This is a genomic window from Marinobacter sp. UBA5687 (assembly GCF_002420325.1).
GTDB classification, from domain to species: domain Bacteria; phylum Pseudomonadota; class Gammaproteobacteria; order Pseudomonadales; family Oleiphilaceae; genus Marinobacter; species Marinobacter nauticus.
The window spans coordinates 22,890-47,778 of the sequence record NZ_DIHV01000162.1 but is presented as its reverse complement, the minus strand read 5'-3'; the positions used below and the strand labels follow the sequence as shown (position 1 = coordinate 47,778).

Below are 24,889 nucleotides of genomic sequence, written 5' to 3'. Positions count from 1 at the left end.
AATGTCAATTTCGTAACCCAGGCCGGAACATTCCACCAGCGCCTGCCCGGGAGACTTTTCAATCAGCATTCCTCGGATTCGACCAATCAAACGGGCTCTCCTGTCGCGGCAAACCGCCGCTTATGGTTGGCGTACGCGGCCGCTTCTGACCTTACCTCCGGTCCTGGCCATACGTAATACACTCTGGTTCATATGGGCATGGCAGAGGGCAATGGCCAGGGCATCGGCGGCATCCGCCTGTGGTTTTCGGGACAGCCCCAGAAGCGCCTGCACCATGTGCTGCACCTGGGATTTATCCGCTCCACCAGTACCCACCACCGCCTGCTTCACCTGTCGGGCAGAATACTCATGGACCGCCAGGCCGCTGTTGGCGGCACTGACGATTGCAGCTCCCCTCGCCTGACCGAGCTTCAGGGCCGAGTCCGGATTCCGCGCCATGAACACCTGCTCGATAGCGAACTCCTCCGGGCGATATTCGCCAATCAGCACGGCGAGACTGTGGAAAATGGTCTGCAGCCTCTCCGCCATTGGCTTTTCACCTACGCGAATGCAGCCACTGTCGAGGTACTCAAGAACCCGGCCTTCAGAACGAATAAGACCGTAACCAGTGATTCGGGAGCCGGGGTCTACCCCCAGGATGATTGCCATCCGTCTGCCCTCGGAAGTGGGAGAGTTTGGCCAGGCCGGAGGTGGCGCACCACCTCCGGCATTGTGCCCTTACTCTTTGTCTTCTGCCTTGTTGCCTTCAACGGCCTTGGCAGAGCGGCGCAGGCGAATGTGCAGTTCTTTCAGCTGCTTTTCATCAACCTCGCCCGGCGCCTGGGTCATCAGACAGGTGGCGCTCTGGGTTTTCGGGAAGGCGATGACATCGCGGATAGACGAAGAACCGGTCATCAGCATCACCAGGCGATCCAGGCCAAAGGCCAGGCCACCGTGCGGCGGGCAACCGAACTTCAGTGCATCCAGCAGGAAGCCGAACTTGGCGCGGGCTTCTTCCTCACCAATGCCGAGGATGCGGAATACGGCTTCCTGCATCTTGCCATCGTGGATACGGATGGAACCACCACCCAGCTCGGTACCGTTCAGAACCATGTCATAGGCACGGGACAAGGCGTTCGCCGGGTCTGCTGCCAGATCTTCCGGACTGCAGGACGGCGCCGTGAACGGGTGGTGAATGGCGGTCAGATTGCCATCCGGCAGCTCCTCGAACATCGGGAAGTCTACAACCCACATTGGTGCCCACTCGCAGGTAAGCATATTGAGGTCGTGTCCTACCTTGATACGCAGGGCGCCCAGGGCTTCATTCACGACGGTAGCCTTATCAGCGCCGAAGAAGACGATATCGCCATCTTCCGCACCTACGCGCTCCATGATGGCCAGCGCAACGTCGTCACCCAGGAATTTCACGATTGGCGACTGCAGGCCTTCGGCACCCTTGGCCAGTTCGTTTACCTTGATGTAGGCCAGGCCCTTGGCACCGTAGATACCAACAAACTTGGTGTAGTCATCAATCTGTTTACGGGTCAGCTCGGCACCCTTGGGCACGCGAAGGGCGGCGACACGGCCTTTCGGATCTTTGGCGGGACCAGCGAACACCTTGAAGTCCACGCTTTCCACCAGATCACCCACATCCTGAAGTTCCAGAGGGATACGAAGGTCCGGCTTGTCGCTGCCGTAACGCTGCATGGCTTCAGAATACGGCATGCGCGGAAACTCCGGCAGCTCAACATCCAGCACATCCTTGAACAGGGAACGAATCATTTCCTCGTTCAGGCCCATCAGGGTTTCTTCATCAATGAAAGAAGCCTCGATGTCCACCTGGGTAAACTCGGGCTGACGATCGGCACGCAGATCTTCATCGCGGAAACACTTGGCAATCTGGTAGTAGCGATCTACACCAGACACCATCAGCAACTGTTTGAACAGCTGCGGCGACTGTGGCAGAGCGAAGAAGGAACCTTCGTGGGTACGGCTCGGTACCAGGTAGTCACGGGCACCTTCCGGGGTGGCACGGGTCAGGATCGGGGTTTCCACATCCATGAATCCGCGGCTGTCCAGGAAGTTACGGATGTAGCTGGTCACACGGGAGCGGAACCGCAGACGGTTGATCATCTCCGGGCGACGCAGATCTACGAACCGGTAGCGCAGGCGAACATCCTCACCCACATCGACGTGCTCATCCAGCGGGAACGGCGGGGTGGCGGCTGCGTTCAGAATGACCAGCTCTTTGCCCAACAGCTCGACCTGGCCGGTGGGCATGTTGTTGTTCTCGGTACCCGCCGGACGACGACGAACGCGGCCGGTCACCTTGATAACAAATTCGCTGCGGACTTTCTCCGCCAGAGCAAAACTTTCAGGGGTGTCCGGATCGACCACAACCTGAGACATGCCATCCCGATCTCGCAGATCCAGAAAGATGACCCCACCGTGGTCACGGCGGCGGTGTACCCATCCGCAGAGTGTGACTTCCTGATCGATGTGAGATTCGTTAATCCCACCGCAATAATGGCTGCGCATATCGGTTCCCGTTCGTTCTGAATGTGTTCGCGTTGAATCAAAGAATTTGGGCGGCTATAGCCGAAAAGCCGCCCATTATAAACACAATGGCTTTGAAAATCAGGCGTCCGGAAACAGAATTGACACCGGATATCCGGCAGCGGGATGACTATCAAAAAACCGGGGGCTAGAATGCATGGTTTGACCGGACCATGGAGTAAGACGTTGGCCACCCGAGCGGAACAGAAACTGAAAACCCGTCGAGCACTGATGGACGCTGCCCTCGCCCAACTGAGCGCAGACCGGGGCTTTGGCAGCCTGAGTTTGCGGGAAGTCGCCCGGGAGGCCGGCATTGCCCCCACCTCCTTTTATCGGCACTTCGCCGAGCTGGACGAACTTGGCCTGGCCCTGGTGGACGAAGGCGGCGTGGCCCTGCGACAGCTGATGCGCCAGGCCCGTAAACGTATTGCCCGGGACGGCAGTGCGATTTCCACTTCGGTGGATACCTTCATGGAGTACCTGGGCAACAACGCCAACCTGTTCCGCCTGATGCTGCGGGAGCGCACCGGCGTATCCAAGCCGTTCCGGACGGCGGTGAAAGCAGAGATCGACCATTTCGTAACGGAGCTGGCCGACGACCTTGGCCGGTTTGCCGACGAACAGAACAAACCCCTTGCGGAAGCCAGGATTGTCGCCGAAGCCATGGTGACACTGGTCTTCAATCAGGGCGCTGAGGCGCTGGATGCAACCCCGAAAGAGCGTGAAGAACTCAAGCAGAAACTGAAAACCGAGCTGAGAATGATTCTGGTAGGTTCCCAGACCCTGGCCCAGTGGCAGCAGGGTCTGGATTGAGCTACTAAAGCTTAGGCAAGTTGCTCAAGTAGCGGCTGCAGCTTTGCTTTCACACTGGCTAGCTGCTCTTCTGTGTAAGGCACAGGAGGCTGCTTGCCCCATACCGGGCCGGGCCACGCGGCATCGCCCTCAAACCTCACAATATGATGCAGATGAAGCTGCGGCACCATATTGCCCAGCGCCGCCACATTCATTTTGTCGCCGCCAAACAGCTGCATCATCCCCTCACTCAATGCAGAGGACTCGAACAGCAGGCGTTGCTGCTGCTCGTTCGGCAACTCATAGATTTCCCGAATGCCTGATATGCGGGGTACCAGGATAACCCAGGGCCAGGTGTTGTCGTTCATCAGCAAGACATCACACAGACGGCTTTCCCCCAGCTTGTGGGTATCCGCCGCCAAACGCTCGTGAAGCTGGAACATCAACACCCCTCCCCGACCGTCAGACCGCTGAATGGAACTGGTTACGGCCGCGGCCAATGGCGTAGTAGATCAGGCCATGACGATCCAGCATTTCCGGCTCGTACAGATTGCGACCATCAAACACCACCGGCTCACTCAGGGTTGAGGCAATCACATCAAAGTCCGGTGACCGGAATTCTTTCCACTCGGTGCAGATCACCAATACGTCAGCCCCCTTCAACGCCTGTTCCTTGGTACCGCACAAAGTCAGTCCCTCGTGATCCCCGTAGATGCGCTGGGTTTCTTCCATGGCTTCCGGATCGAAAGCCTGCACCTTCGCACCGGCTTTCCAGAGATCTTCCATCAGGGTGCGGGACGACGCTTCGCGCATATCGTCGGTGTTGGGCTTGAACGCCAGCCCCCACAGCGCCACGGTCTTGCCCTTCAGGTCACCCTGGAAGTAATGCGAGACCTTGTCGAACAGCACGTGCTTCTGGGCATAGTTGACGGCTTCCACTGCATTCAGCAGCTTGGATTCGTAATCACAGTCGCGGGCGGTGCGGGCCAGGGCCTGCACATCTTTCGGGAAGCAGGAACCGCCGTAACCGCAACCCGGGTAGATAAAGTGGTAACCGATACGCGGATCTGAACCGATACCCCGGCGCACTTCTTCAATATCCGCACCCAGCCGCTCGGCCAGGTTTGCCACTTCGTTCATGAAGCTGATCTTGGTGGCCAGCATGGCGTTAGCGGCGTACTTGGTCAGCTCCGCAGAACGGATGTCCATGAAGATCATGCGATCGTGGTTGCGGTTGAACGGGTAGTACACTTCCCGCAACAGATCCGCCGCCTTTTCGCTCTCGGTGCCAACCACAATCCGGTCCGGCTTCATGAAATCGTTGATGGCAGCGCCTTCTTTCAGGAATTCCGGATTGGACACAACATCAAAATCCAGTTCCAGCCCCCGCTTGTCCAACTGGGCACGAACCGCCGCCTTGACCTTGTCGCCAGTCCCGACCGGTACGGTGGACTTGTCCACCACCACCTTGTAATCCTCCATGTGCTGGCCAATGGATTTCGCCACGGCCAGAACATACTGAAGATCCGCAGAACCATCTTCATCCGGTGGCGTGCCAACGGCAATAAACTGGAGAGTGCCGTGTTTGACCGCCTCTTCAGTGTCCGTGGTAAATGCCAGGCGACCAGCCTCAACGGTGTGCTTGACGATGTTGTCCAGGCCCGGCTCGTAAATAGGAATCTGGCCGTTCTTCAGTTTTTCGATCTTGCCCTGGTCAACGTCCATGCACAGCACGTGGTGCCCGACATCCGCCAGACAGGCGCCGGTCACAAGCCCGACATAACCGGTTCCAAAAATCGTAATCTTCATGCAACTCTTCCTGAAAATTTAGAATGAAAACTGTCAGTGGCCTGCTTTCTTTTGCTGCCAGATCTTTTCCCAGGCCAGCGCGGTCCGCACAATGGTATTCAGATCGTCGTAATCCGGCTGCCAGCCCAGCACGCTCTTGATCCGTGTATTATCGGCCATCAGCGCGGCCGGGTCGCCGGCTCGGCGTTCGGTTTCCTGTACCGGGAAATCAACGCCGGACTCGGCTTTCACCACATCGATCACTTCACGCACGGTGAAACCACGGCCATAACCGCAATTGAGTACCTGGGACTCGCCACCTTTGGCCATATAATCCAGCGCCATAACATGGGCCTTGGCCAGATCTTCCACGTGGATGTAGTCACGGATACAGGTACCGTCACGGGTCTCGTAGTCGGTGCCAAACACGCTCATACCATCTCTCTGCCCTGTCACGCACTCGCAGGCTACCTTGATCAGGTGCGTTGCCTCCGGCGTTGCCTGCCCCAACAAGCCGTCCGGATTGGCACCGGCCACGTTGAAATAGCGCAGGATCACGTAATTCAGACTGCTGGCGGCGGCGAGGTCCATCATCATGCGCTCGCTCATCATTTTCGAGGCACCGTAGGGGTTGATGGGCGCCAGCGGAAGGCCTTCCGTCAGTACGGTTTGTTCGGGCATGCCGTAAACCGCTGCGGTGGAGGAAAACACCATGTAGGGAACCTGATGGCGCTCAACCATCTTGAGAAGATTCAGGGTGTTACGGGTGTTATTGCTGTAATACTTAAGGGGGTTGGCAACCGATTCCGGCACCACAATATTGGCGGCAAAATGCAGCACCGCCTCGAATTTGTGTTCGGAGAACACCGCTTCAAGCGCCTGCTCATCGGCGAGATCACCCACCACCAACTCGCCGGCGGTCACGGCCCAGCGATAGCCGGTAGACAAATTATCAAAGACGACAATGTCGTGACCTGCGGCCGCCAGCTGACGCACAACGTGACTGCCAATGTACCCGGCACCGCCCGTTACCAGTACTTTCATGGAGCTTCGCTTCCCTTCCCTGAGTGTTGTTTGCGACGTTGCCGGATTTCACGGCGACGCCGGCTGAAAAATTCAGATATCACCTGGCCGCATTGCTCTGCCAACACCCCAGCGGAAACCTCTACCCGCCAGTTCAGGTGCGACTCTTCCAGGGTTCGCCTGGCTGATTCCACCGCTCCGGCCTTGGGCTCAAGGGCACCAAATACCAACCGGCTAACACGGCTGTGAACGATCGCACCGACACACATGGTGCAGGGCTCCAGGGTGACGTACAAGGTGGCACCGGCCAATCGATAATTGCCCACCCGGGCCGCCGCATCCCGTAACGCCCGGATTTCCGCATGGGCCGTGGGGTCACAGCCGGAAATCGGTGCATTGAAGCCCGCACCCACTTCCTTGCCGTCAAGCACAACCACGGCTCCTACCGGCACCTCACCGGCAGCATCCGCCTGGCTGGCCAGGGCCAGTGCCCGGGTCATCCAGAACTCATCCTCAGCAGCTGTCGTCACCGTCAAACAGCTCCCGGCCGCTTATTCCCACTCTATTATCAATAAGCCATTTTTGTCTTTTATTTTCAACGGCTTATTATACTGATAATCGGTAACACCATGATAAATACCATGCTCAGAAATTCCTTAAAAATAATTTCATTTTTTACTGGCAGCTCCTCTCAACAGGGTCAGAACCAGCCAAACCGGGTAAAAAGCCACCAACCCTGTGGAGACGCCCATCCCCGCTACTGTCAGAAAAAAGGTATAACGCTGACGCTAACCATTTTACCGTATCTCTCCCGACCCAACCTAAAGAGATTTCAGTCCCCCTCGAAGCCTGCCGAAATGCTCAGGGCAAGTGTCGGGAGTTCATTGCGCCCCAATGATACTATCGTGCCCTCGAAAAAACAGCGGGAACAGCCTTAAATGCGCGAACAATTGGAGCGATATCAAGTCTGGCTTTATCTCCTAGCCATCCTGGCCGGCATGACCATCGGCTGGATGTCATCAGAGCAGACCCGTCATTGGGAAGCGCTGCTTTGGCCCGCACTGGGCGTTCTCCTGTACACCACTTTCACTCAGGTACCACTGATACATCTCAGGTCGGCATTTCGTGATCGCCGCTTTCTGGCCGCTTTGCTGACGGGCAATTTTATTCTGATACCAGTGGTCGTTGGTCTTCTATTGTGGCTGTTACCGGATGATCCCGCTATTCGTCTCAGCGTGCTGCTGGTACTGCTGGTACCCTGTACGGACTGGTTTATCAGTTTTACCCATCTCGGTGGCGGGGACGGTGCCCGGGCCATCGCGGCCGCGCCGATCCTCCTGATTGTCCAGCTCATTTTGCTGCCCGTTTACATCTGGCTCTTCATGGGCAATATCGCCATTGAACTGGCGGTTGGCAGCCACTTGTTGCCAGCCTTCTTCGGACTGATTGTCACTCCGCTGATCCTGGCCTGGTTAACCGAACGGCTGACGGAAAAGCACCAGCGAGCGCAAACACTGGTGGACTGGCTTGGGTGTCTGCCCGTGCCATTGCTGGCGCTGGTGGTGTTTCTGATTGCCGGCTCCCAGGTCAGCCTGGTGATCGACAATGGCGCCCTGCTGTGGTCCGCGCTCCTAGTCTTTGTACTTTACCTGGTTGCCGCCGCCATTATCGGCAAGGGGCTCAGCGAACTATTCGGGTTCACACCCACTACCAGCTGCACCCTCACCTTCAGCTTTGGCACCCGAAACTCCTTCGTTATGCTGCCACTGGCCCTGTCACTGCCGGAACCCTGGCGGGCCGCTGTCGTTGTCATTGTTTTCCAATCCCTGGTCGAGTTGTTCGGTATGGTCGCGTATCTGCGCTGGCTGCCGCACCTGATCAGGCATTCCGACTGAGCCGGGAACGCAGCCTTACCCGGCACAACAGGACAATTGAGTCACGTCCTTGGTAAAAGTCTGGGCGCAGTGCTTGAGCCCTTCCACTGTGGTCCGGTAGGGAAACAGCTCTTCAGCCAATTTCTGCACGGTCATATTGGCCCGCATCGCCATGACCGCCGGCATGGCGCGAAGATCGAGCATAGCGTCGCCGCCGGCCATATTGATCCCGGCCCGGCTGCCCCCGGCGGCAGCCACATAGACGAACTGCGGTTGGTCGGTGCAATCGCCCGCCACTCAGGGCAGCGCACTACGGACACACGTAACGCCATGGGAGTCCAGTCCTTTCTATGTGGTTGCCTTTCTGCTAGGCTCACGATCAAATTCCGGGACCACTTGCATGATTAAACGCTGTTTCATAGTCGCAATGACGCTGTTGATTGCTTTGCAGTCAGTGGCATCTATTGCCTATGAAGCACAACCGCACAACCCCGCAATGCCACATTATGATGAGCATTCACACGAATCAGCGGATTTTTCCAGCGAAAATCAGGCAACCAAGTCGTCTCCCGACAGCCCCAGTCATTCAGCGGACCATGGCCATCACAGCCACAGCTGCTTTCACATGGTGTTGCTGGGAACCCTCACAGACATTTCCGGCTTGGCTGCGGGAATAGTACAGTCCGACTACCAAGCCAACTTCACCACCGGGGTTCAATCCTCCCTTTTCCGCCCTCCCGTTTCCTGACCCTGCGAATACCTTCCCCACCCGGGGAACAACTGTCATTTAGACTTTCGTAGGAGCAGCCTCATGCTTTTCAGAATGCCCATGAAAACTGGGCGGCGCGCAATGCCGTCCCACTCTATTATCCATGCCTTTTCCCTTCTAGCGCTGGCATTCGGTGCTGCCCTGGCACACGCCGGGGAGAAACCGCTCACTCTGTCCGAGGCCCTCTCGCGGACCATGGCGCAAAACCCCGGCCTCCAGGTCTTCGATTTTCGCCTTCAGGGCCTTGATGGCCGCCGCATTACGGCAGATCAAAATCCTGCCCTGGAGGCCGGCCTGGAAGTGGAAAACTTCCTCGGCAGCGACAATCTGCGAGGAGTTGACGGGGCAGAGTACACCCTATCCCTGTCATCGGTTCTCGAACTTGGCGGCAAGCGTCAGGCCCGCGTCAGCGTGGTTGACTCACGATACGGGCGCGTCGAGGCCGAGCGCCGGGCCGAGACCCTGGATGTGCTCGGACAGGTGACCCAGCGCTTTGTCGCCACCCTGGCCCTGCAGGAAAAACTCCAACTCGCCGCTGAAGCCGTGGCGCTGGCCGAGGCCACCCACGAGATCGTCACCCGTCGCGCCGACCGCGGCGCGGCGCCCCAGGCCGAAGTCCTGCGCGCCAGGGCCGCGCTCACCCAGAGTCGTATTGAGCAGTCCCATCTGCGAGCCGCCTACGAGAGCCGGAAAATGGCTCTGGCTTCCCTGTGGGGTGAGACCAGCCCGGACTTTCAAATGCTGGAAGGCGACCTGTTCCAGTTCGGTTCCTCCGACAACTTCGTTGCTCTGTACCAGCGGGTCAGCGACAGCCCGGCCATTCAAATCTACGCCAGCGAACAGCGTATCCGCGAAGCGGAAATTCAGCTGGCGCGCAGCCAGTCCGAGAGCGACATCCGTTGGCAGGTCGGCATCCGGCGCTTCGAAGAGACGGATGATACGGCCTTGACCGCTGGGCTCTCGGTACCGCTCTTTTCCGGACGGCGCAATCGCGGCGAGGTGCAGGCCGCCCTGGCGGCGCGGGATGAGGTCCGATTCCGCCGGGAGGATACCCTGCTGCGCCTCCATTCGCGCCTGTTCGACGCCTACCACTTGCGGCAACAAAGCATCGAGACTGTTGAGCAGATTCGCAGCCAAATGCTTCCCGACCTGACCGAGGCACTCACTCAGACCCGCGAAGCCTATGAAAACGGCCGCTACAGCTATGTGGAGTGGACCGCCGCACAGCGGGAGCTGCTCTCAGCACGGGAGGCACTGGTCGACGCCGCCACCACGGCGCTGCTCAACCAGGCGTTGATCGAACAACTTACGGCGCAGCCACTCGCGACTGTTCCGGGCGCCCCGACGCGCTAACCCACAAATTCAGGATTCACACCATGCAACTGATAAAACAACTCTGTCTGATTCTGGTGGCCACCTGCCTTGCCATCAGCCCCTTACAAGCTGCCGAGGAACAACACGACGAATCGCAGGCAGAGGCCAGGGGGCCTCACGGCGGCATACTGCTGCAACAGAACGACGCCACCGTCGAACTGCAGATCTTCGAGCAGGGGGTCCCACCGGAATACCGGGCCTGGGTCACCAGGGATGGCCGCGCCGTTACTGATGATATTGACCTCAATGTCCAGCTCACCCGCCTGGGTGGGCAAGTGGACACCTTCGACTTCGCCTACCAGGGGGACTACTGGCTGGGGGATGGCGTGGTGACCGAACCCCACTCCTTCGACGTAGAAGTGAGCCTCGCCATGGACGGCAAGAACTACCGCTGGCACTGGGAATCCCACGAAGGTCGCACCCGGATCGCCCCGGCTATCGCCCGAAAAGCGGGTATCACAACGGCCGCAGCCGGGCCGAGTGCCATCGAGCGCAGCCTCACCACCTACGGCAGCCTGACCACGGCACCGCAGCAGATTGCCCGGATCCGCGCCCGTTTCCCGGGCGTGGTCAGCCAGGTGAAGGTCAATCTGGGCGATCGGGTCGAGCGTGGTGACGTGCTCGCTCAAGTCGAGTCCAACGAAAGCCTGCAAACCTACGCACTGCGAGCGCCCATCGACGGGATCGTCATTGAGCGTCGGATCAGCAACGGAGAAATGACCGGGGAGCAACCCCTATTCGCCATTGCCGATTTGACCACTCTGTGGGCGGAATTCAAGGTCTTCCCCGGCCAACGGGCCGAGGTTGCCATTGGCCAGAAAGTCCGACTGAAGGCTGACGGCATTGACCGGGAAGGCACCATCCGCCACCTGCTGCCGGCACCCGGCAACGCGCCCTACACCCTGGCCCGGGTCGAAGTCGACAATGCCGAGGGACTGCTGACCCCCGGTTTGCTGGTGGCCGGGGATATCGTGGTGGAAACGGTGGAGGCCCCCTTGGTGGTTGACAACCGCGCCCTGCAATCCTTCCGGGACTGGACCGTGGTGTTTATTCAGGTGGATGACACCTACGAGATCCGCCCACTGGAGCTGGGCCGCAGCGACGGCAACCTGACTGAGGTGCTGGGCGGCCTGCAAGCAGGCGATCGCTATGTGGTGGAAAACAGTTATTTGATCAAGGCCGATATCGAAAAATCCGGCGCATCCCACGACCACTAACCCAGGAGGCTTTGATGATAAACGCCATCTTACGCTTCTCGGTAGAGCGGCGGTTTTTAACGTTATCCCTTATTCTGGTGCTGGTCGGCGTGGGCGTGTGGAGTTTTCAGCGCCTGCCCATCGACGCGGTGCCGGATATCACCAATGTCCAGGTACAGATCAACACCGAGGCACCGGGCTATTCGCCCCTGGAGGCAGAGCAACGCATCACCTTCCCGGTGGAAACGGCCTTGTACGGCCTGCCCAACCTGTCCTATACCCGGTCCCTGTCCCGCTACGGCCTGTCCCAGGTCACGGTGGTGTTCGAGGAAGGCACGGACATCTATTTCGCCCGCAACCTGATCAATGAGCGCTTGGGCGCCATCAAGAGCGCGCTGCCACCCGGGCTGGAGCCGGAGATGGGTCCCATCGCCACCGGTCTTGGCGAGATCTTCATGTACACCGTAGAAGCCCTGCCCGGTGCCACTCAAGCGGATGGCAGTCCGCTGGACGCTACGGCACTGCGTGAGATCCAGGACTGGATCATCAAACCCCAGTTGGCCCAGGTGCCCGGCGTGATCGAGGTCAACACCATTGGCGGCTACGACAAGCAGTACCACGTCACGCCGTCGCCCCAACGGTTGCTGGAGTTCGGCATCACGGTGGATGAACTGGTCAGCACCCTGCGGGCCAATAACACCAATCGCGGCGCCGGCTATATCGAACGCAACGGCCAACAGCTGTTGGTGCGCTCGCCCGGGCAGCTGGCCACCATTGGCGATATTGAACAGGTGGTGATTGCCAACCGGGATGGTGTGCCAGTCCGGGTAGCCGATGTAGCTGAAGTGGCCATTGGCAAGGAGCTGCGCACCGGCGCCGCCACCCGCGACGGCAAGGAAACGGTGATGGGCACCGCCATGATGCTGGTGGGGGAAAATTCCCGGGCGGTAGCACAGGCGGTGGCCGAAAAGCTGGAGGCCATTCAGCCCTCCCTGCCCGACGGCGTCAAGGTGGAGGCGGTATACGACCGCACAGCCCTGGTGGACAAGGCGATTGCCACGGTGGAGAAGAACCTGCTTGAAGGGGCACTGCTGGTGATCGTGGTGCTGTTTCTGTTGCTGGGCAACCTGCGCGCCGCCTTGATCACGGCAGCTGTCATTCCGCTTTCGATGCTCGCCACCATCACCGGTATGGTGCGGTCTGGCGTATCCGCCAATTTGATGAGTCTGGGGGCGCTGGATTTCGGCCTGATCGTCGACGGCGCGGTCATCATCGTCGAGAACTGTATCCGGCGCCTGTCCCAGGCCCAGCACCAGGGTCAGTTGGCCCTCAAGGAACGTCTGCAATTGGTGTTCGAGGCCACCAACGAAGTGATTCGTCCCAGCCTGTTTGGTGTCGCCATCATTACTGTGGTGTACCTGCCGATCTTTGCTCTCACCGGGGTCGAGGGCAAGATGTTCCACCCCATGGCGGCCACTGTCGTAATGGCACTGCTGGCGGCCATGGTGCTGTCACTGACCGTGGTGCCCGCCGCTGTTGCGGTCTTTATGGGGGGCAAGATCAGCGAAAAGGAAAGCCCGGTAATCAGCGGTGCTAAATCGCTCTACAGGCCTGCGCTGCGGGTGGCTATGAGGTTCCGCTGGCTGGTGTTGGGCGGCGCGACCACGCTGGTAGCGGTCTGTCTCTGGCTGGCGACCACCCTGGGGTCGGAATTTATTCCACAACTGGATGAAGGGGATATTGCACTCCATGCCCTGCGCATCCCGGGCACCGGGTTGGAGCAGTCCATCGAGATGCAATCGCAGCTGGAAGAACGGCTGAAGGCCTTTGGGGAGGTGGACAAGGTGTTCGCCAAGATCGGCACGCCGGAAGTGGCCACCGACCCCATGCCCCCCAGCGTAGCGGACAACTTTGTTATCTTGAAGCCCCGCAGCCAATGGCCGAACCCAGACAAAACCAAGGATGAACTGGTGGCGGAAATGGCAGCAGCGGTGGAAATGCTTCCCGGCAACAAGTATGAGTTCACCCAGCCCATAGAAATGCGCTTCAACGAACTGATCTCCGGCGTGCGCGCCGACCTCGGCATCAAGGTGTTCGGCGATGACCTGGATCAGCTGCTGGCATCGGCCAACGACGTCCTTGAGGTTGTGGAATCCATGGAGGGCGCCGCCGATGCCCGGGTCGAACAGGTGACCGGCCTGCCCATGCTGTCGGTACACCCCAAGCGCATGGCGCTATCCCGCTACGGGCTGACCGTGGATGATCTCCAGGATCTGGTGGCAGCCGGTGTCGGGGGCGAAAACGCCGGCCTGATTTACGAAGGCGACCGCCGCTTCCAGTTGGTGGTGCGTCTTCCCGAAGACATCCGCCGGGATGTGGACAGCCTCGCGGACCTACCTGTCCCCCTGCCGGACGGTGGCTATGTGCCCCTGTCGGAAGTGGCCGAGCTGGAGCTGGCTCCGGCGCCCAACCAGATCAGCCGGGAAAACGGCAAGCGTCGGGTGGTGGTCACCGCCAACGTGCGGGACCGCGACCTGGGCGGATTTGTCGAGGAAGCACAGGCGCGCATTGCGGACGACGTGGACCTACCCGCCGGATACTGGCTGGATTACGGCGGGACCTTCGAGCAACTGCAGTCCGCCAGTCAGCGGCTTGCCATCGTGGTGCCCGTGACCCTCGCCATCATCCTCGCACTCTTGGTGATGGCCTTCGGCTCCCTCAAAGATGCCTTGATCATCTTCACCGGCGTGCCACTGGCCCTCACCGGCGGGGTTCTGTCCCTGTGGCTGCGAGACATGCCCCTGTCGATCTCGGCGGGTGTTGGCTTTATCGCCCTCTCCGGGGTGGCGGTGTTAAACGGCTTGGTGATGATCGCCTTTATCCGCGATCTGTGGCACGAGCAGGGTGACCTGATGAAGGCCATTGTCGAAGGCGCCCTGATCCGCTTACGGCCGGTATTGATGACCGCCCTGGTAGCAAGCCTCGGCTTTGTACCCATGGCACTCAATACCGGCACCGGTGCCGAAGTACAGCGTCCTCTGGCGACCGTGGTGATCGGCGGGATTATCTCGTCCACCCTGTTGACGTTGTTTGTACTCCCTGTGCTCTATGCGCTGTTGCATGGCAGAAGTGCCAGTAACTCCACGCCCACAGGCGACATTAATCACGACACTGATAGTTAACCAACACTCCATCGTGGGGGGGGAATCTCCCCATGATTTTTTCAATGTTCTTTTATTGCGGTTTATATCCTGGAAAGACTATGAACGATCCACCCAAGCAACGAATAGATGACTTGAAAGAAGCCTCACCCTTTCGAACACATCGCATCCACGCCATCAACAGTGACTGGTATTTTTTAACCCGTGAAGGTCAAAATATCGGGCCATTCCCGAACAAAAAAGCGGCCGAAGACAGCCTTGCGGAACTCCTGAAAACTGTCAAAATGGATGAGTAGCCAATGGCCCAAAATCCACAAAGTCGCCAAGGTACAGGCGACCAGGCACAGAGTAAGCTGAATACAGCAGATGCCTCTTTATAAATAGCCACCAACTAGGTTAACCCAATGAGTCACGACCATGTGCATATACCCCCCGAGACCAAGGATAAACGCGTTGCCATCGCCATCTGGGCGAACGGGATCCTGACCCTGGCTCAGATTGGGGGAGGTATCTTTGCCGGCAGTCTCGCCCTTATCGCGGACGCCTTGCATAACTTCTCTGACATGGCCTCACTCGTCATCGCGTTCGCGGCGCAAAAAATTGCGCGCCGCCAGGCTGACGCAAGGATGACCTTTGGCTACGGACGCATTGAAATCGTTGCAGCTCTCATCAACTACACTACCTTGATCATTATCGGGATCTACCTGGTTTACGAAGGTGGCATGCGGATAATCGATCCTCCAGAGGTAAAGGGCTGGTGGGTCGTCTGGCTTGGTGGTATCGCTCTGGCTGTGGACGCCTTGACAGCGTTGCTCACCTATTCGATGCAGAAAGACAGCGTCAATATCCGTGCACTGTTTCTTCACAATCTGTCGGATGCACTCGCGTCGGTCGCCGTGGTCATTGGCGGGACTCTTATTTTGCTCTACGACATGCGCTGGGTTGATCCTGCCATCACCATCGGTATCGCGGGCTATATTCTCTACCTGGGCCTGACAGAAATCGGCGGCACCATCAGAACACTCATGCTGGGTAGCCCGGTGGACATCGATACCGATGCCGTCATTGTTGCCCTCTCCAACATCGAAGGCGTTATCGACCTTCACCATGTGCATTTTTGGCAGATGGGCGAACACGATGCCTCGCTGGAGGCCCATGTGATTATCGAGGAAAGTGCATGGGATCAGCTTGAGAATATCAAATACAGGATAAAACAGGCTCTGGCGCAGGAATTCAACATACGTCATTCAACACTGGAATTCGAGCACCCGGACCACATGCACAAGGATGCCCACACCTATGGGCACGGTTGACAGAAAATTCTCCATAAGCATCGGCGAGAGCGGCGACTATTTTAATAGGCCGCCCAGGCGCGGAATTTTGCCGGCATGAATCCGAGCAGCGAGAAAGAGCCAGAGACTAATAGCGCAGTTGCAGAATACGCCGGGCGCCATTCAGCACAATCAGCCCGATGATCAGACCAATGACCAGGTCGGGATGACGGGAGCCCGTCCAGGCGACCAATACACCGGCGACGATAACCCCCACATTGGCGATGACATCATTAGCCGAAAAGATCCAACTTGCTTTCATGTGTGCGCCGCCGTGCCGGTTTCTTGCGATAAGCACCAGACACCAGACGTTGGCCGCCAGGGCCACAAGACCAAAACCCATCATTAACGCGGATACAGGTTCGCTGCCGAAGACAAATCGCCGCCCGACTTCAGCCAGGACTCCCAGCGCCAGAATCAACTGAAGCCAACCGGAAAAATGCGCAGCGCGCAGCTTCATCCGTACACTGTGTCCAACGGCATACAGTGCCACGCCATAGACGGCGGCATCAGCAAACATGTCCAAAGAATCCGCGATCAAGCCAGTGGATTGCGCCAGCCAGCCTACTGTCAGTTCAACCACGAACATAACGCCGTTGATGGCCAGCAACCACTTCAGTATACCGGCTTCGACCTGGGCGGTTGCCTCTTCCTTCTCCCTGGCCAGGACTAGATCCCCTTCCCCCACCGGGGTGGTTTTTTCCAGCGTGGCACCCAGCCCCAGGGAGCGCATCCTCTCCTCGATGGCAGCCCCATTGTCGCCATGGAATACCCGCACCTTCCGATTCGGTGTATCGAACTCCAGTAAAACGCGGGGCTCAATACTGTCCAGAGCCATGCGGATCATCCCCTCTTCCGACGGGCAGTCCATTTTTGGTACCCGGTAGTCACTGACATAGCCATGCTGCAAAGCTACGTCAGTATTCGCTATCCCAGAGGTGGGGGCACTGGCAATCTTGTTGCTCTGACAGTTGTCATTGCACGGGTCAGACATCGAATAAAGCCCTTGTGGATGTACAGACAGCCACTATAAACTCTATAACAACTATAGAGTCAATCGGAATATTGAGAGATGATGAAAATCGGCGAACTGTCGAAAGTGACTGGCTGCTCCGTGCAAACCATCCGGCATTATGAAAAGGAACATTTGATTGCCTCTGTAGAACGCAGTGAAGGCAATTTTCGCCTGTACGATGAAGCTGCCGTTGAGCATTTGCTGTTCATCAAGCACTGCCGCAGCCTGGATCTCAGTTTGCCGGAGATCCGGCAGTTGTTGGCTTTAAACCGGTCACCCGGTGCGCAATGTGATGATGTGAATCGGATGATGGATAGGCATATCGAGCAGGTGGAGGCGCGTATCCAGGAACTAACCAAACTGAACGAGCAACTGAGAATGCTGCGCCGCAGCTGTTCAAACCGTCGGACAGTCGAGCAATGCGGCATATTGCGGAATTTGTCGGCTACTCCGGTTTCGAGCGGCTGACACCCGGTTCCAAAAACTCTCCTGAACGTTCTGTAACAGGGGCATTTTTCCAGCGTAGGCGCCGACCGCAATGGTGAGAGAAGAACTGCACAGCGGAAAACCGGTCAGTCTGTTGAATGACTGGTTTACCACCTATGACGGCTATTACCTGTATTACCCGAGTCGCCGTCAATCATCCCCGCTGTTTCGCTTGCTGGTGGATGCACTGAGGTTCAAATAGAAAAACCGGGTAATTCCAGGTAATTAATCAAAGTCCAAAAACAAACAACCCGGCAATGGCGCCGGGTTGAATGAACGCCTGTCATTGACAGACGGTTACCAGAGAGTGCCCGTCGTTGCCGGCTACTCCCACTCAATGGTTGCAGGCGGCTTGGAAGAGATGTCGTAGGTTACCCGCGAAACACCGGAGATTTCGTTGATAATCCGGTTTGACACGGTTTCGAGCAATTCATACGGCAGGCGCGCCCAGCGAGCCGTCATGAAGTCGACGGTTTCAACCGCGCGAATAGCGATGACATATTCATAGCGACGGGCATCACCCACTACACCCACTGATTTCACCGGCAGGAAGACGGCAAACGCCTGGCTGGTCTTGTGGTACAGATCAGCACGGTGCAACTCTTCCAGGAAGATCGCGTCGGCACGGCGGAGGATGTCCGCGTACTCTTTCTTGACCTCGCCGAGGATACGAACGCCCAGCCCCGGCCCCGGGAACGGATGGCGATACACCATGTCGTATGGCAGACCCAGCTCAAGGCCGATCCGGCGCACTTCGTCTTTAAACAGCTCGCGCAGCGGCTCTACCAGCTTCATCTTCATGGTTTCCGGCAAGCCACCCACATTATGGTGGGATTTGATGACGTGAGCTTTACCGGTTTTGGACGCCGCAGATTCGATTACGTCCGGGTAAATGGTGCCCTGGGCCAGCCAGTTCACATCTTTGATGTTGGCCGCTTCGTCGTCGAACACGTCAATGAAGGTGTTACCGATGATCTTGCGCTTCTGCTCCGGGTCGTTCACACCCTTGAGCTTGGACAGGAACAGATCTTCGGCGTCAACCCGGATAACCTTCACGCCCATGTTACTGGCAAACATGTCCATCACCTGATCGCCTTCGTGCAGACGCAGCAGGCCGTTGTCCACGAACACGCAGGTAAGCTGGTCACCGATGGCTTTATGCAACAAAGCCGCCGTAACCGAAGAATCCACCCCACCGGACAGGCCCAGCAACACTTTGTCGCTGCCGACCTGCTCCCGGATCTGCCGAACCGCGTCATCCACGATTTTCGCCGGCGTCCAGAGCGCTTCGCAGCCACAGATGGTCATCACGAAGTGTTCCAGAATTCGCTTGCCTTGCAGCGTATGCGTCACTTCCGGATGGAACTGGACACCGAACAAGCCGCGGCTCAGATCCTGCATGGCTGCAATCGGCGCACTTTCAGTGGAAGCCAGCAGTTCAAAACCTTCAGGCATGGCCACCACTTTGTCACCGTGGCTCATCCACACATCCAGCAGAGATTCACCGGCCGGCGTCAGATGGTCTGTAATGTCCGCAAGAAGTGGACCCTTGGCACGCACTTTCACCTGGGCGTAACCGAACTCCCGCTTCTCGGAACTGGCCACCCGACCACCGAGCTGCTCAGCCATGGTCTGCATGCCGTAGCAGATACCCAGGACCGGGATGCCCCGATCAAACAGACCTTCCGGCGCGCGCGGGCCACCCAGCTGGGTTACCGATTCGGGGCCGCCCGCCAGAATAATCCCCTTGGGATTGAACTCGTTGAGCTCGTCATCGGTGATATCGAATGCCTTGATCTCGCAGTAAACGCCGATTTCGCGAACGCGACGGGCGATCAACTGGGTGTACTGGGAACCGAAATCGAGAATCAGGATACGGTGGTCGTGAATGTTCTGGGCCATGGAGTCCTCGGGCTGTAAAGAAACAACGCGGCCCGGAAACCGGGCCGCGTCTGATCAGGCAAAGATTAACCGATTCGGTAGTTGGGCGCTTCTTTGGTGATGGTCACATCGTGAACGTGACTCTCACGCATACCGGCATTGGTAATGCGAACAAACTCGGGCTTGGTACGCATTTCGTCCATAGTGGCGCTACCGGTGTAGCCCATGGAGGCCCTGATACCGCCAACCAGTTGATGCACGATATTGCGCATCGGGCCTTTACAGGCCACACGGCCTTCAATGCCCTCCGGCACCAGTTTCTCGATGCCTTTGCTGGCATCCTGGAAATAACGGTCGCTGGAACCCTGGCCCATCGCGCCGATAGAGCCCATGCCACGGTACGCCTTGTAGCTGCGGCCCTGGAACAGTTCGACTTCACCCGGAGCCTCATCGGTGCCTGCCAGCAGGCTGCCGATCATGACGCAGTGAGCGCCAGCAGCAATGGCCTTGGCGATGTCTCCGGAGAAGCGGATACCGCCGTCTGCAATCAGTGGCACACCGCGGTCCTTCAGGGCAGCGGCGACATTGGAAACCGCAGAAATCTGGGGCACACCAATGCCGGCGACGATCCGGGTGGTACAGATGGAACCGGGGCCGATACCTACCTTCACAGCGTCAGCGCCAGCTTCGGCCAGCGCGATGGCAGCATCACTGGTGGCGATATTACCGCCAATGACCTGAACATCCGGGTAGTTTTGTTTCACCCAGCGAACCCGATCGATCACGCCCCTGGAATGGCCATGGGCGGTATCAACCACAATCACATCCACGCCGGCTTCTGCCAGTGCGGCAACGCGAGCTTCGGTGTCGCCGCCAGTGCTGACCGCGGCACCAACTCGCAGGCGCCCCTGCTCGTCTTTGCACGCTAGCGGGTAGTCCTTGGCTTTCTGGATGTCTTTTACCGTGATCAGGCCACGGAGCTGGAATTGGTCGTTTACCACCAGAACTTTCTCGATGCGGTGGCGATGCAGAAGCTCTTTTACCTCGTCCAGATCGGCGCCTTCCTTGACGGTAACGAGCTTGTCCTTGGGCGTCATGATGTCCCGCACCGGAGTATCCATGCGGCTTTCGAAACGGATATCACGGCCGGTCACGATACCGACAAGGTCATTGCCATCCACAACCGGGAGGCCTGAGATATTGTTGGCCATGGTGATATCGACCAGCTCGCGCACGGTGGTCTCGGGAGATACGGTGATCGGATCCTTGACCACACCACTTTCGAACTTCTTGACCTTGCGGACAGCAGCCGCCTGCTGCTCCACCGTCATGTTCTTGTGCATGATACCGATACCGCCTTCCTGGGCCATGGCAATGGCCAGCTCCGCCTCGGTTACCGTATCCATGGCCGCCGACACCAGCGGAATATTCAGGGTAATACCCTTGGTCAGCTGGGTTTTCAGGTCGACCTGGTGAGGGAGAACTTCAGAATATCCGGGCACGAGCAGAACGTCGTCAAACGTGAGGGCTTCTTCGGCAATACGCAGCATTGGGATCCGCCTTTTGAACATGCTAAGTTGGGAATTTCCGTGCCGCACCCGCGGCGGTGCGACAAAGCAAAATCCTTAATCGATCTATTATAAAGTGGTGCGTAAGGACAGTAAACCGCGCGGTTTTTGCCATTTGGTTGCATCTTTTTGAATTTCCGTTATTTTTGGCCATCTCTTTCGGCTATTGCTTATGAATAATCCTGGAGCCCGCCCTGTGAGCACCCCCTATCCGGACACCCGCCCACGAGCACTCACAGTCAGTGAGCTCAACCACCAGGCGCGCCACCTGCTGGAATCAAGCTTTATGCAGGTCTGGGTTGAGGGGGAACTCTCCGGCTTTTCCAGACCATCCTCCGGGCACTGGTATTTCTCGCTCAAAGATCAGAAATGCCAGATCCGGTGTGCCATGTTCCGTGGCGCCAACCAGCGGATCCGCACCCTGCCCCGGGAAGGAGACCAGATCCGGATTCGCGGCAAGGTGACCCTGTACGAGAACCGCGGGGATTTCCAGATCATCGTGGAACACCTCGAACCCGCCGGCCTGGGTGCGCTCCAGCAAGCTTTTGAGGCACTCAAAGCGAGACTCCAGAGTGAAGGCCTGTTTGATCCGGCCCGAAAGAAACCGATTCCCGCCACGCCCAGGCATATTGGTGTGATCACCTCACCAACTGGCGCCGCCATTCACGATATCCTGACGGTACTCAAGCGACGTTGCCCGGCTATTCCGATCACGCTCTATCCCACCGCCGTTCAGGGCCAGGCGGCCACCGCAGATATCGTCCAGGCCATTGACCGTGCTCAACGGCACGGTCTCGCTGACGTCCTGATCATCGGCCGTGGTGGCGGCTCCCTGGAAGACTTGTGGTGCTTCAACGAAGAAGCCGTCGCGCGGGCCATTGCCGCCTGCCCCATCCCGACCGTCAGCGCCGTTGGCCATGAGGTCGACGTCACTATTGCTGATTTTGTCGCGGACTTGAGAGCCCCCACGCCGTCGGCCGCCGCTGAGAAGATCTCACCCGACCAGCAGGACTGGCTCCGTCGACTGACCGAACAGCAGGGACGTCTTGGCCAGTCTGCACGCCGCTTATTGCAAAGGCTGGATAACCAGTTGGGGCACCTGTCTGCCCGGCTCCGGGATCCTCGACGGGAACTACTGGAAAAGGCGCAACGCATGGATGAGCTTGAGCTGCGACTGAACAAGGCCATCCGTAACAGACTGGACCAGCAGAAGCAGAAAACCGATTACCTGCTTCAAAGGATGAGCGCGCAATCCCCACGCCGAACCCTGAAAACCGCAAGTGAACAGACCCAACAGCTCGAGGAACGCCTGACACTCGCGGCCCGGCACCTGCTGCGCCAAAAAGACGAGCGATTGCAGCACATTGCACAAACCCTTCATGTGGTCAGCCCCCTGGCCACCCTCGGAAGAGGCTACGCCATCGTCAGGGACGACCAGGGCCGTATTGTTCGCAAGGCCGGCGACCTGGAAACCGGCGATCAGATTACCGCAAGACTTGGACGCGGCTCGGTGTCAGCCCAGGTGACGGAGATCAATTCTTCGTCGGAATAGTGCCGCAGAGCCTGGCAACTACGCCTATGGTCTACTAGCCCCGGATTTCAAAGCTCCTAAAGTTGTCAATAACAACGATAAAACAACAACACGCACAACTGAGGTGGAGCACAATGAGCTACAACTCCGAATTTCGCCGGTCCATTGACCAGCGGGATGATTTCTGGCGCGAGCAGGCGCAGCACATCGACTGGATCAAAGCACCGAATACGATCTGGCGCGCCCTCGACAATGGCCACGGCGAGTGGTTTCCAGACGGGGAACTGAACACCAGCGACGTTGCTCTGGATGCCAATATCCGTGCCGGCCGTGGCGACCAGAAAGCCCTGATTTACGACTCCCCGGTCACCAATACCAAGCAGTCATTTACCTACAACGAACTGCGTGATGAAGTCGCTCTGTTTGCCGGCGCCCTGCGCGCCCGCGGAGTCGAAAAAGGTGACCGCGTCATCATCTACATGCCGATGATTCCTCAGGCAGCCATCGCCATGCTGGCCTGCGCCCGGCTCGGCGCTATCCATTCGGTGGTCTTCGGCGGGTTTGCCGCACACGAACTGGCCGTTCGCATTGAAGATGCCAAGCCCAAGGCCCTGATTACCGCCTCCTGCGGCATCGAAGTTACCAAAGTGATCGAATACAAACCGCTGGTAGACAAGGCCATTGAGCAATCAAGCCACAAACCGGAAGCCTGCGTGGTATTCCAGCGGCCGCAGGTCAAGGCAACCATGCAGGAAGGCCGAGACTTTGACTGGAACGAGATCGTGGCCAACGCCACCCCGGCTGATCCGGTACCCGTCAAGGCCAACGACCCGCTTTATATTCTCTACACCTCCGGTACCACTGGAAAACCCAAAGGTGTTGTCCGTGACAACGGGGGCCATGCCGTTGCTCTCACGTACAGCATGAAGCTGGTTTACGATGCCAAACCCGGCGACGTTTACTGGGCGGCCTCAGATGTTGGCTGGGTGGTGGGCCACAGCTACATTGTTTATGCACCGCTCTTTACCGGCTGCACCACCATTTTTTACGAAGGCAAACCGGTAAAAACCCCGGATGCCGGCGCATTCTGGCGTGTGGTTCAGGATCACAAAGTCAACATGCTGTTTACCGCGCCCACCGCATTCCGTGCAGTGCGCAAGGAAGACCCGGAAGCAGATCAGCTGAGCCGCTACGATGTCTCCTCTCTCAAACGCATCTTCCTGGCCGGCGAGCGCCTGGATCCCCCGACCTACGAATGGCTGAAAGAGCACACCGGGCTGCCCATCCTCGATCACTGGTGGCAGACCGAAACCGGCTGGGCCATTTGCTGCAACCCGGTTGGCATTGAAATGATGACTACCAAACCCGGTTCTGCAACCGTCCCCTCACCCGGCTTCAACGTTCAGGTGGTGGACATGGAAGGCAGCCAGGTGCCGGCGGGCGAACAGGGTCAGATGGCGGTGAAACTGCCGCTGCCCCCAGGCTGCCTGATGACCGTATGGGGCGACGACAAGCGCTTTCAGAACAGCTACCTGAAGCCGATTCCTGGCTTCTACAGCTCAGGCGACGGTGGCTTTATCGATGATGACGGCTACGTCTTCATCATGGGTCGGACGGATGATGTGATCAACGTCGCCGGGCACCGGCTCTCTACCGGCGAGATGGAAGAAGTCGTTGCGTCCCATCCGGCCATCGCGGAATGCTGTGTGGTGGGCGCCCATGACGACATGAAGGGACAGATTCCGGTTGGCCTGGTGCTGATCAAAGATGGCGCCACTATCGACCAGGACGAACTGGAGGAGGAGCTGGTAGAGATGGTTCGCGAGAAGATCGGGGCCATTGCCTGCTTCCGCCGAGCCATCGTCGTTGACCGGTTGCCCAAGACCCGCTCCGGCAAGATCCTGCGCCGGATCATTCGCCAGATTGCCGATGGTGAGGAGTACACGGTACCCAGCACCATCGACGACCCGGCCATACTGGAAGAAATCAGCGAGAAATTCGGTCGCTGATCAAACCTCCATCCGCTGAGCCACACAACACCCGGGGCGCTCTTGATCAAGAGCAGCCCCGGGTTTCACTTTCATTACAACTTATTGTTTTTTATCAATTAAAAAACGCTTGCTGATCATAAAAAAAACAATTGACGCCGTTCAAAGTCGGTCTATACTGAAAATTGCTGTGTACTTCTGCAGCGTTATTTGGCGAATGCGTTACAACGTCCTGCCCTTGGCTTTTCGTTGCCCCTTCCTCAGTGCGCTCCGGATGTCCCAGCTCGAAAGAAGGTCCCGTGAGGGAAAATTATCAGTAAGACAGGAAAGATCGATGTCCGATACCAAAACCGGCCACGTGAAGTGGTTCAACGAATCCAAGGGCTTTGGCTTCATCGCCCAGGAAGGCGGCAGTGACGTTTTCGTTCACTACAGTGCAATCAATGCAAACGGGTTCCGTACGCTGGCCGAAGGTCAGCAGGTACAGTTCACCGTAACCCAGGGCCCCAAAGGCCCGCAGGCCGAAAACGTAACGCCGCTCTAAGCCGTTATGTTAACGTCCTGATGCCCCTCACGG

General features: G+C 58.1%; 23 protein-coding genes and 1 pseudogene. 13 read left to right on the top strand and 11 right to left on the bottom strand.

Features of this window, described 5'->3' with window-relative positions:
- From B3Y70_RS17520 to aspS, 3 genes are all read right to left on the bottom strand, one after another.
- A partial coding sequence (locus B3Y70_RS17520; RefSeq protein WP_288590238.1) for an OB-fold domain-containing protein occupies positions 1-90 on the bottom strand: 90 nt, incomplete at its 3' end.
- A 30-nt stretch (positions 91-120) separates the two neighbouring features.
- Positions 121-648 carry a crossover junction endodeoxyribonuclease RuvC gene (gene ruvC / locus B3Y70_RS17515; protein WP_286714340.1) on the bottom strand — a complete coding sequence of 176 codons (528 nt, stop codon included), beginning with the start codon at positions 646-648 and terminating at the stop codon, positions 121-123.
- Positions 649-717: 69 nt separating this feature from the next.
- A complete protein-coding gene (gene aspS / locus B3Y70_RS17510; protein WP_286714339.1) occupies positions 718-2,517 on the bottom strand; it encodes an aspartate--tRNA ligase in 1,800 nt (599 codons plus the stop codon).
- A gap of 204 nt (positions 2,518-2,721) precedes the next feature.
- On the opposite strand from aspS, the gene fabR reads away from it, so the two are divergent.
- The gene (gene fabR / locus B3Y70_RS17505) at positions 2,722-3,348 is read left to right on the top strand and encodes an HTH-type transcriptional repressor FabR (RefSeq protein WP_014421258.1); all 627 of its coding nucleotides are present in this window, start codon (positions 2,722-2,724) and stop codon (positions 3,346-3,348) included.
- 11 nt (positions 3,349-3,359) lie between these two features.
- Here fabR and B3Y70_RS17500 read toward each other — a convergent pair whose 3' ends face one another.
- The 4 genes from B3Y70_RS17500 to tadA are packed head-to-tail and all read right to left on the bottom strand — an operon-like array spanning position 3,360 to position 6,668.
- Positions 3,360-3,770 carry an HIT domain-containing protein gene (locus B3Y70_RS17500; protein ID WP_153740016.1) on the bottom strand — a complete coding sequence of 137 codons (411 nt, stop codon included), beginning with the start codon at positions 3,768-3,770 and terminating at the stop codon, positions 3,360-3,362.
- Between the two features lie 19 nt (positions 3,771-3,789).
- Entirely contained in the window at positions 3,790-5,136 is a 1,347-nt protein-coding gene (locus B3Y70_RS17495) for a UDP-glucose dehydrogenase family protein (protein WP_022991079.1), read from the bottom strand.
- Positions 5,137-5,169: 33 nt separating this feature from the next.
- Positions 5,170-6,159, bottom strand: a complete 990-nt coding sequence (gene galE / locus B3Y70_RS17490) for a UDP-glucose 4-epimerase GalE (protein ID WP_288590234.1) — start codon at positions 6,157-6,159, stop codon at positions 5,170-5,172.
- Positions 6,156-6,668 (bottom strand): tRNA adenosine(34) deaminase TadA, encoded by a 513-nt coding sequence (gene tadA / locus B3Y70_RS17485; RefSeq protein ID WP_286714336.1) that lies wholly within the window; start codon positions 6,666-6,668, stop codon positions 6,156-6,158. Before tadA ends, galE begins: the two co-directional genes overlap by 4 nt.
- Before the next feature lie 408 nt (positions 6,669-7,076).
- Between tadA and B3Y70_RS17480 the strand changes: the two genes are divergently transcribed.
- Positions 7,077-8,033, top strand: coding sequence for an arsenic resistance protein (locus B3Y70_RS17480; RefSeq protein WP_153740019.1), 957 nt, complete (start codon positions 7,077-7,079; stop codon positions 8,031-8,033).
- A 15-nt stretch (positions 8,034-8,048) separates the two neighbouring features.
- On the opposite strand, the pseudogene B3Y70_RS17475 reads toward B3Y70_RS17480, so the two are convergent.
- Positions 8,049-8,306, bottom strand: a pseudogene (locus tag B3Y70_RS17475) (mercuric reductase); the annotation flags it as partial.
- A 106-nt stretch (positions 8,307-8,412) separates the two neighbouring features.
- Between B3Y70_RS17475 and B3Y70_RS17470 the strand changes: the two are divergent.
- From B3Y70_RS17470 to B3Y70_RS17445, 6 genes are all read left to right on the top strand, one after another.
- Positions 8,413-8,760 (top strand): hypothetical protein, encoded by a 348-nt coding sequence (locus B3Y70_RS17470; RefSeq protein WP_153740020.1) that lies wholly within the window; start codon positions 8,413-8,415, stop codon positions 8,758-8,760.
- A gap of 102 nt (positions 8,761-8,862) precedes the next feature.
- Entirely contained in the window at positions 8,863-10,134 is a 1,272-nt protein-coding gene (locus tag B3Y70_RS17465) for a TolC family protein (RefSeq protein ID WP_288590231.1), read from the top strand.
- A 23-nt stretch (positions 10,135-10,157) separates the two neighbouring features.
- Positions 10,158-11,372: an efflux RND transporter periplasmic adaptor subunit gene (locus B3Y70_RS17460; protein WP_009575228.1), complete on the top strand. Its 1,215-nt coding sequence runs from the start codon at positions 10,158-10,160 to the stop codon at positions 11,370-11,372.
- A gap of 14 nt (positions 11,373-11,386) precedes the next feature.
- Positions 11,387-14,533: an efflux RND transporter permease subunit gene (locus B3Y70_RS17455; protein WP_044629832.1), complete on the top strand. Its 3,147-nt coding sequence runs from the start codon at positions 11,387-11,389 to the stop codon at positions 14,531-14,533.
- Between the two features lie 80 nt (positions 14,534-14,613).
- The gene (locus tag B3Y70_RS17450) at positions 14,614-14,808 is read left to right on the top strand and encodes a DUF6316 family protein (RefSeq protein ID WP_044629833.1); all 195 of its coding nucleotides are present in this window, start codon (positions 14,614-14,616) and stop codon (positions 14,806-14,808) included.
- A 108-nt stretch (positions 14,809-14,916) separates the two neighbouring features.
- Positions 14,917-15,825, top strand: a complete 909-nt coding sequence (locus tag B3Y70_RS17445) for a cation diffusion facilitator family transporter (protein ID WP_042924023.1) — start codon at positions 14,917-14,919, stop codon at positions 15,823-15,825.
- A 106-nt stretch (positions 15,826-15,931) separates the two neighbouring features.
- Here the strand turns inward: B3Y70_RS17445 and B3Y70_RS17440 are convergent, their stop codons facing one another.
- The gene (locus B3Y70_RS17440; RefSeq protein ID WP_153740021.1) at positions 15,932-16,837 is read right to left on the bottom strand and encodes a cation transporter; all 906 of its coding nucleotides are present in this window, start codon (positions 16,835-16,837) and stop codon (positions 15,932-15,934) included.
- Positions 16,838-16,918: 81 nt separating this feature from the next.
- Between B3Y70_RS17440 and cadR the strand changes: the two genes are divergently transcribed.
- Positions 16,919-17,326 carry a Cd(II)/Pb(II)-responsive transcriptional regulator gene (gene cadR, locus B3Y70_RS17435; RefSeq protein WP_063142036.1) on the top strand — a complete coding sequence of 136 codons (408 nt, stop codon included), beginning with the start codon at positions 16,919-16,921 and terminating at the stop codon, positions 17,324-17,326.
- A gap of 70 nt (positions 17,327-17,396) precedes the next feature.
- Positions 17,397-17,546 (top strand): hypothetical protein, encoded by a 150-nt coding sequence (locus B3Y70_RS17430; RefSeq protein ID WP_080530605.1) that lies wholly within the window; start codon positions 17,397-17,399, stop codon positions 17,544-17,546.
- 122 nt (positions 17,547-17,668) lie between these two features.
- On the opposite strand, the gene guaA is transcribed toward B3Y70_RS17430, so the two are convergent.
- Both guaA and guaB read right to left on the bottom strand, forming a co-directional pair.
- A complete protein-coding gene (guaA, locus tag B3Y70_RS17425) occupies positions 17,669-19,246 on the bottom strand; it encodes a glutamine-hydrolyzing GMP synthase (RefSeq protein ID WP_014421253.1) in 1,578 nt (525 codons plus the stop codon).
- A 65-nt stretch (positions 19,247-19,311) separates the two neighbouring features.
- Positions 19,312-20,775, bottom strand: coding sequence for an IMP dehydrogenase (gene guaB, locus B3Y70_RS17420; protein ID WP_199453938.1), 1,464 nt, complete (start codon positions 20,773-20,775; stop codon positions 19,312-19,314).
- Positions 20,776-20,965: 190 nt separating this feature from the next.
- On the opposite strand from guaB, the gene xseA reads away from it, so the two are divergent.
- The 3 genes from xseA to B3Y70_RS17405 all read left to right on the top strand — a co-directional run bounded on the left by xseA (position 20,966) and on the right by B3Y70_RS17405 (position 24,856).
- Complete coding sequence (xseA, locus tag B3Y70_RS17415) at positions 20,966-22,345, top strand: exodeoxyribonuclease VII large subunit (protein ID WP_206769661.1); 1,380 nt, start codon at positions 20,966-20,968, stop codon at positions 22,343-22,345.
- Between the two features lie 62 nt (positions 22,346-22,407).
- Positions 22,408-24,333, top strand: coding sequence for a propionyl-CoA synthetase (locus B3Y70_RS17410; protein WP_273030149.1), 1,926 nt, complete (start codon positions 22,408-22,410; stop codon positions 24,331-24,333).
- 313 nt (positions 24,334-24,646) lie between these two features.
- Positions 24,647-24,856, top strand: a complete 210-nt coding sequence (locus B3Y70_RS17405) for a cold-shock protein (protein WP_011785214.1) — start codon at positions 24,647-24,649, stop codon at positions 24,854-24,856.
- Positions 24,857-24,889 lie beyond the last annotated feature (33 nt).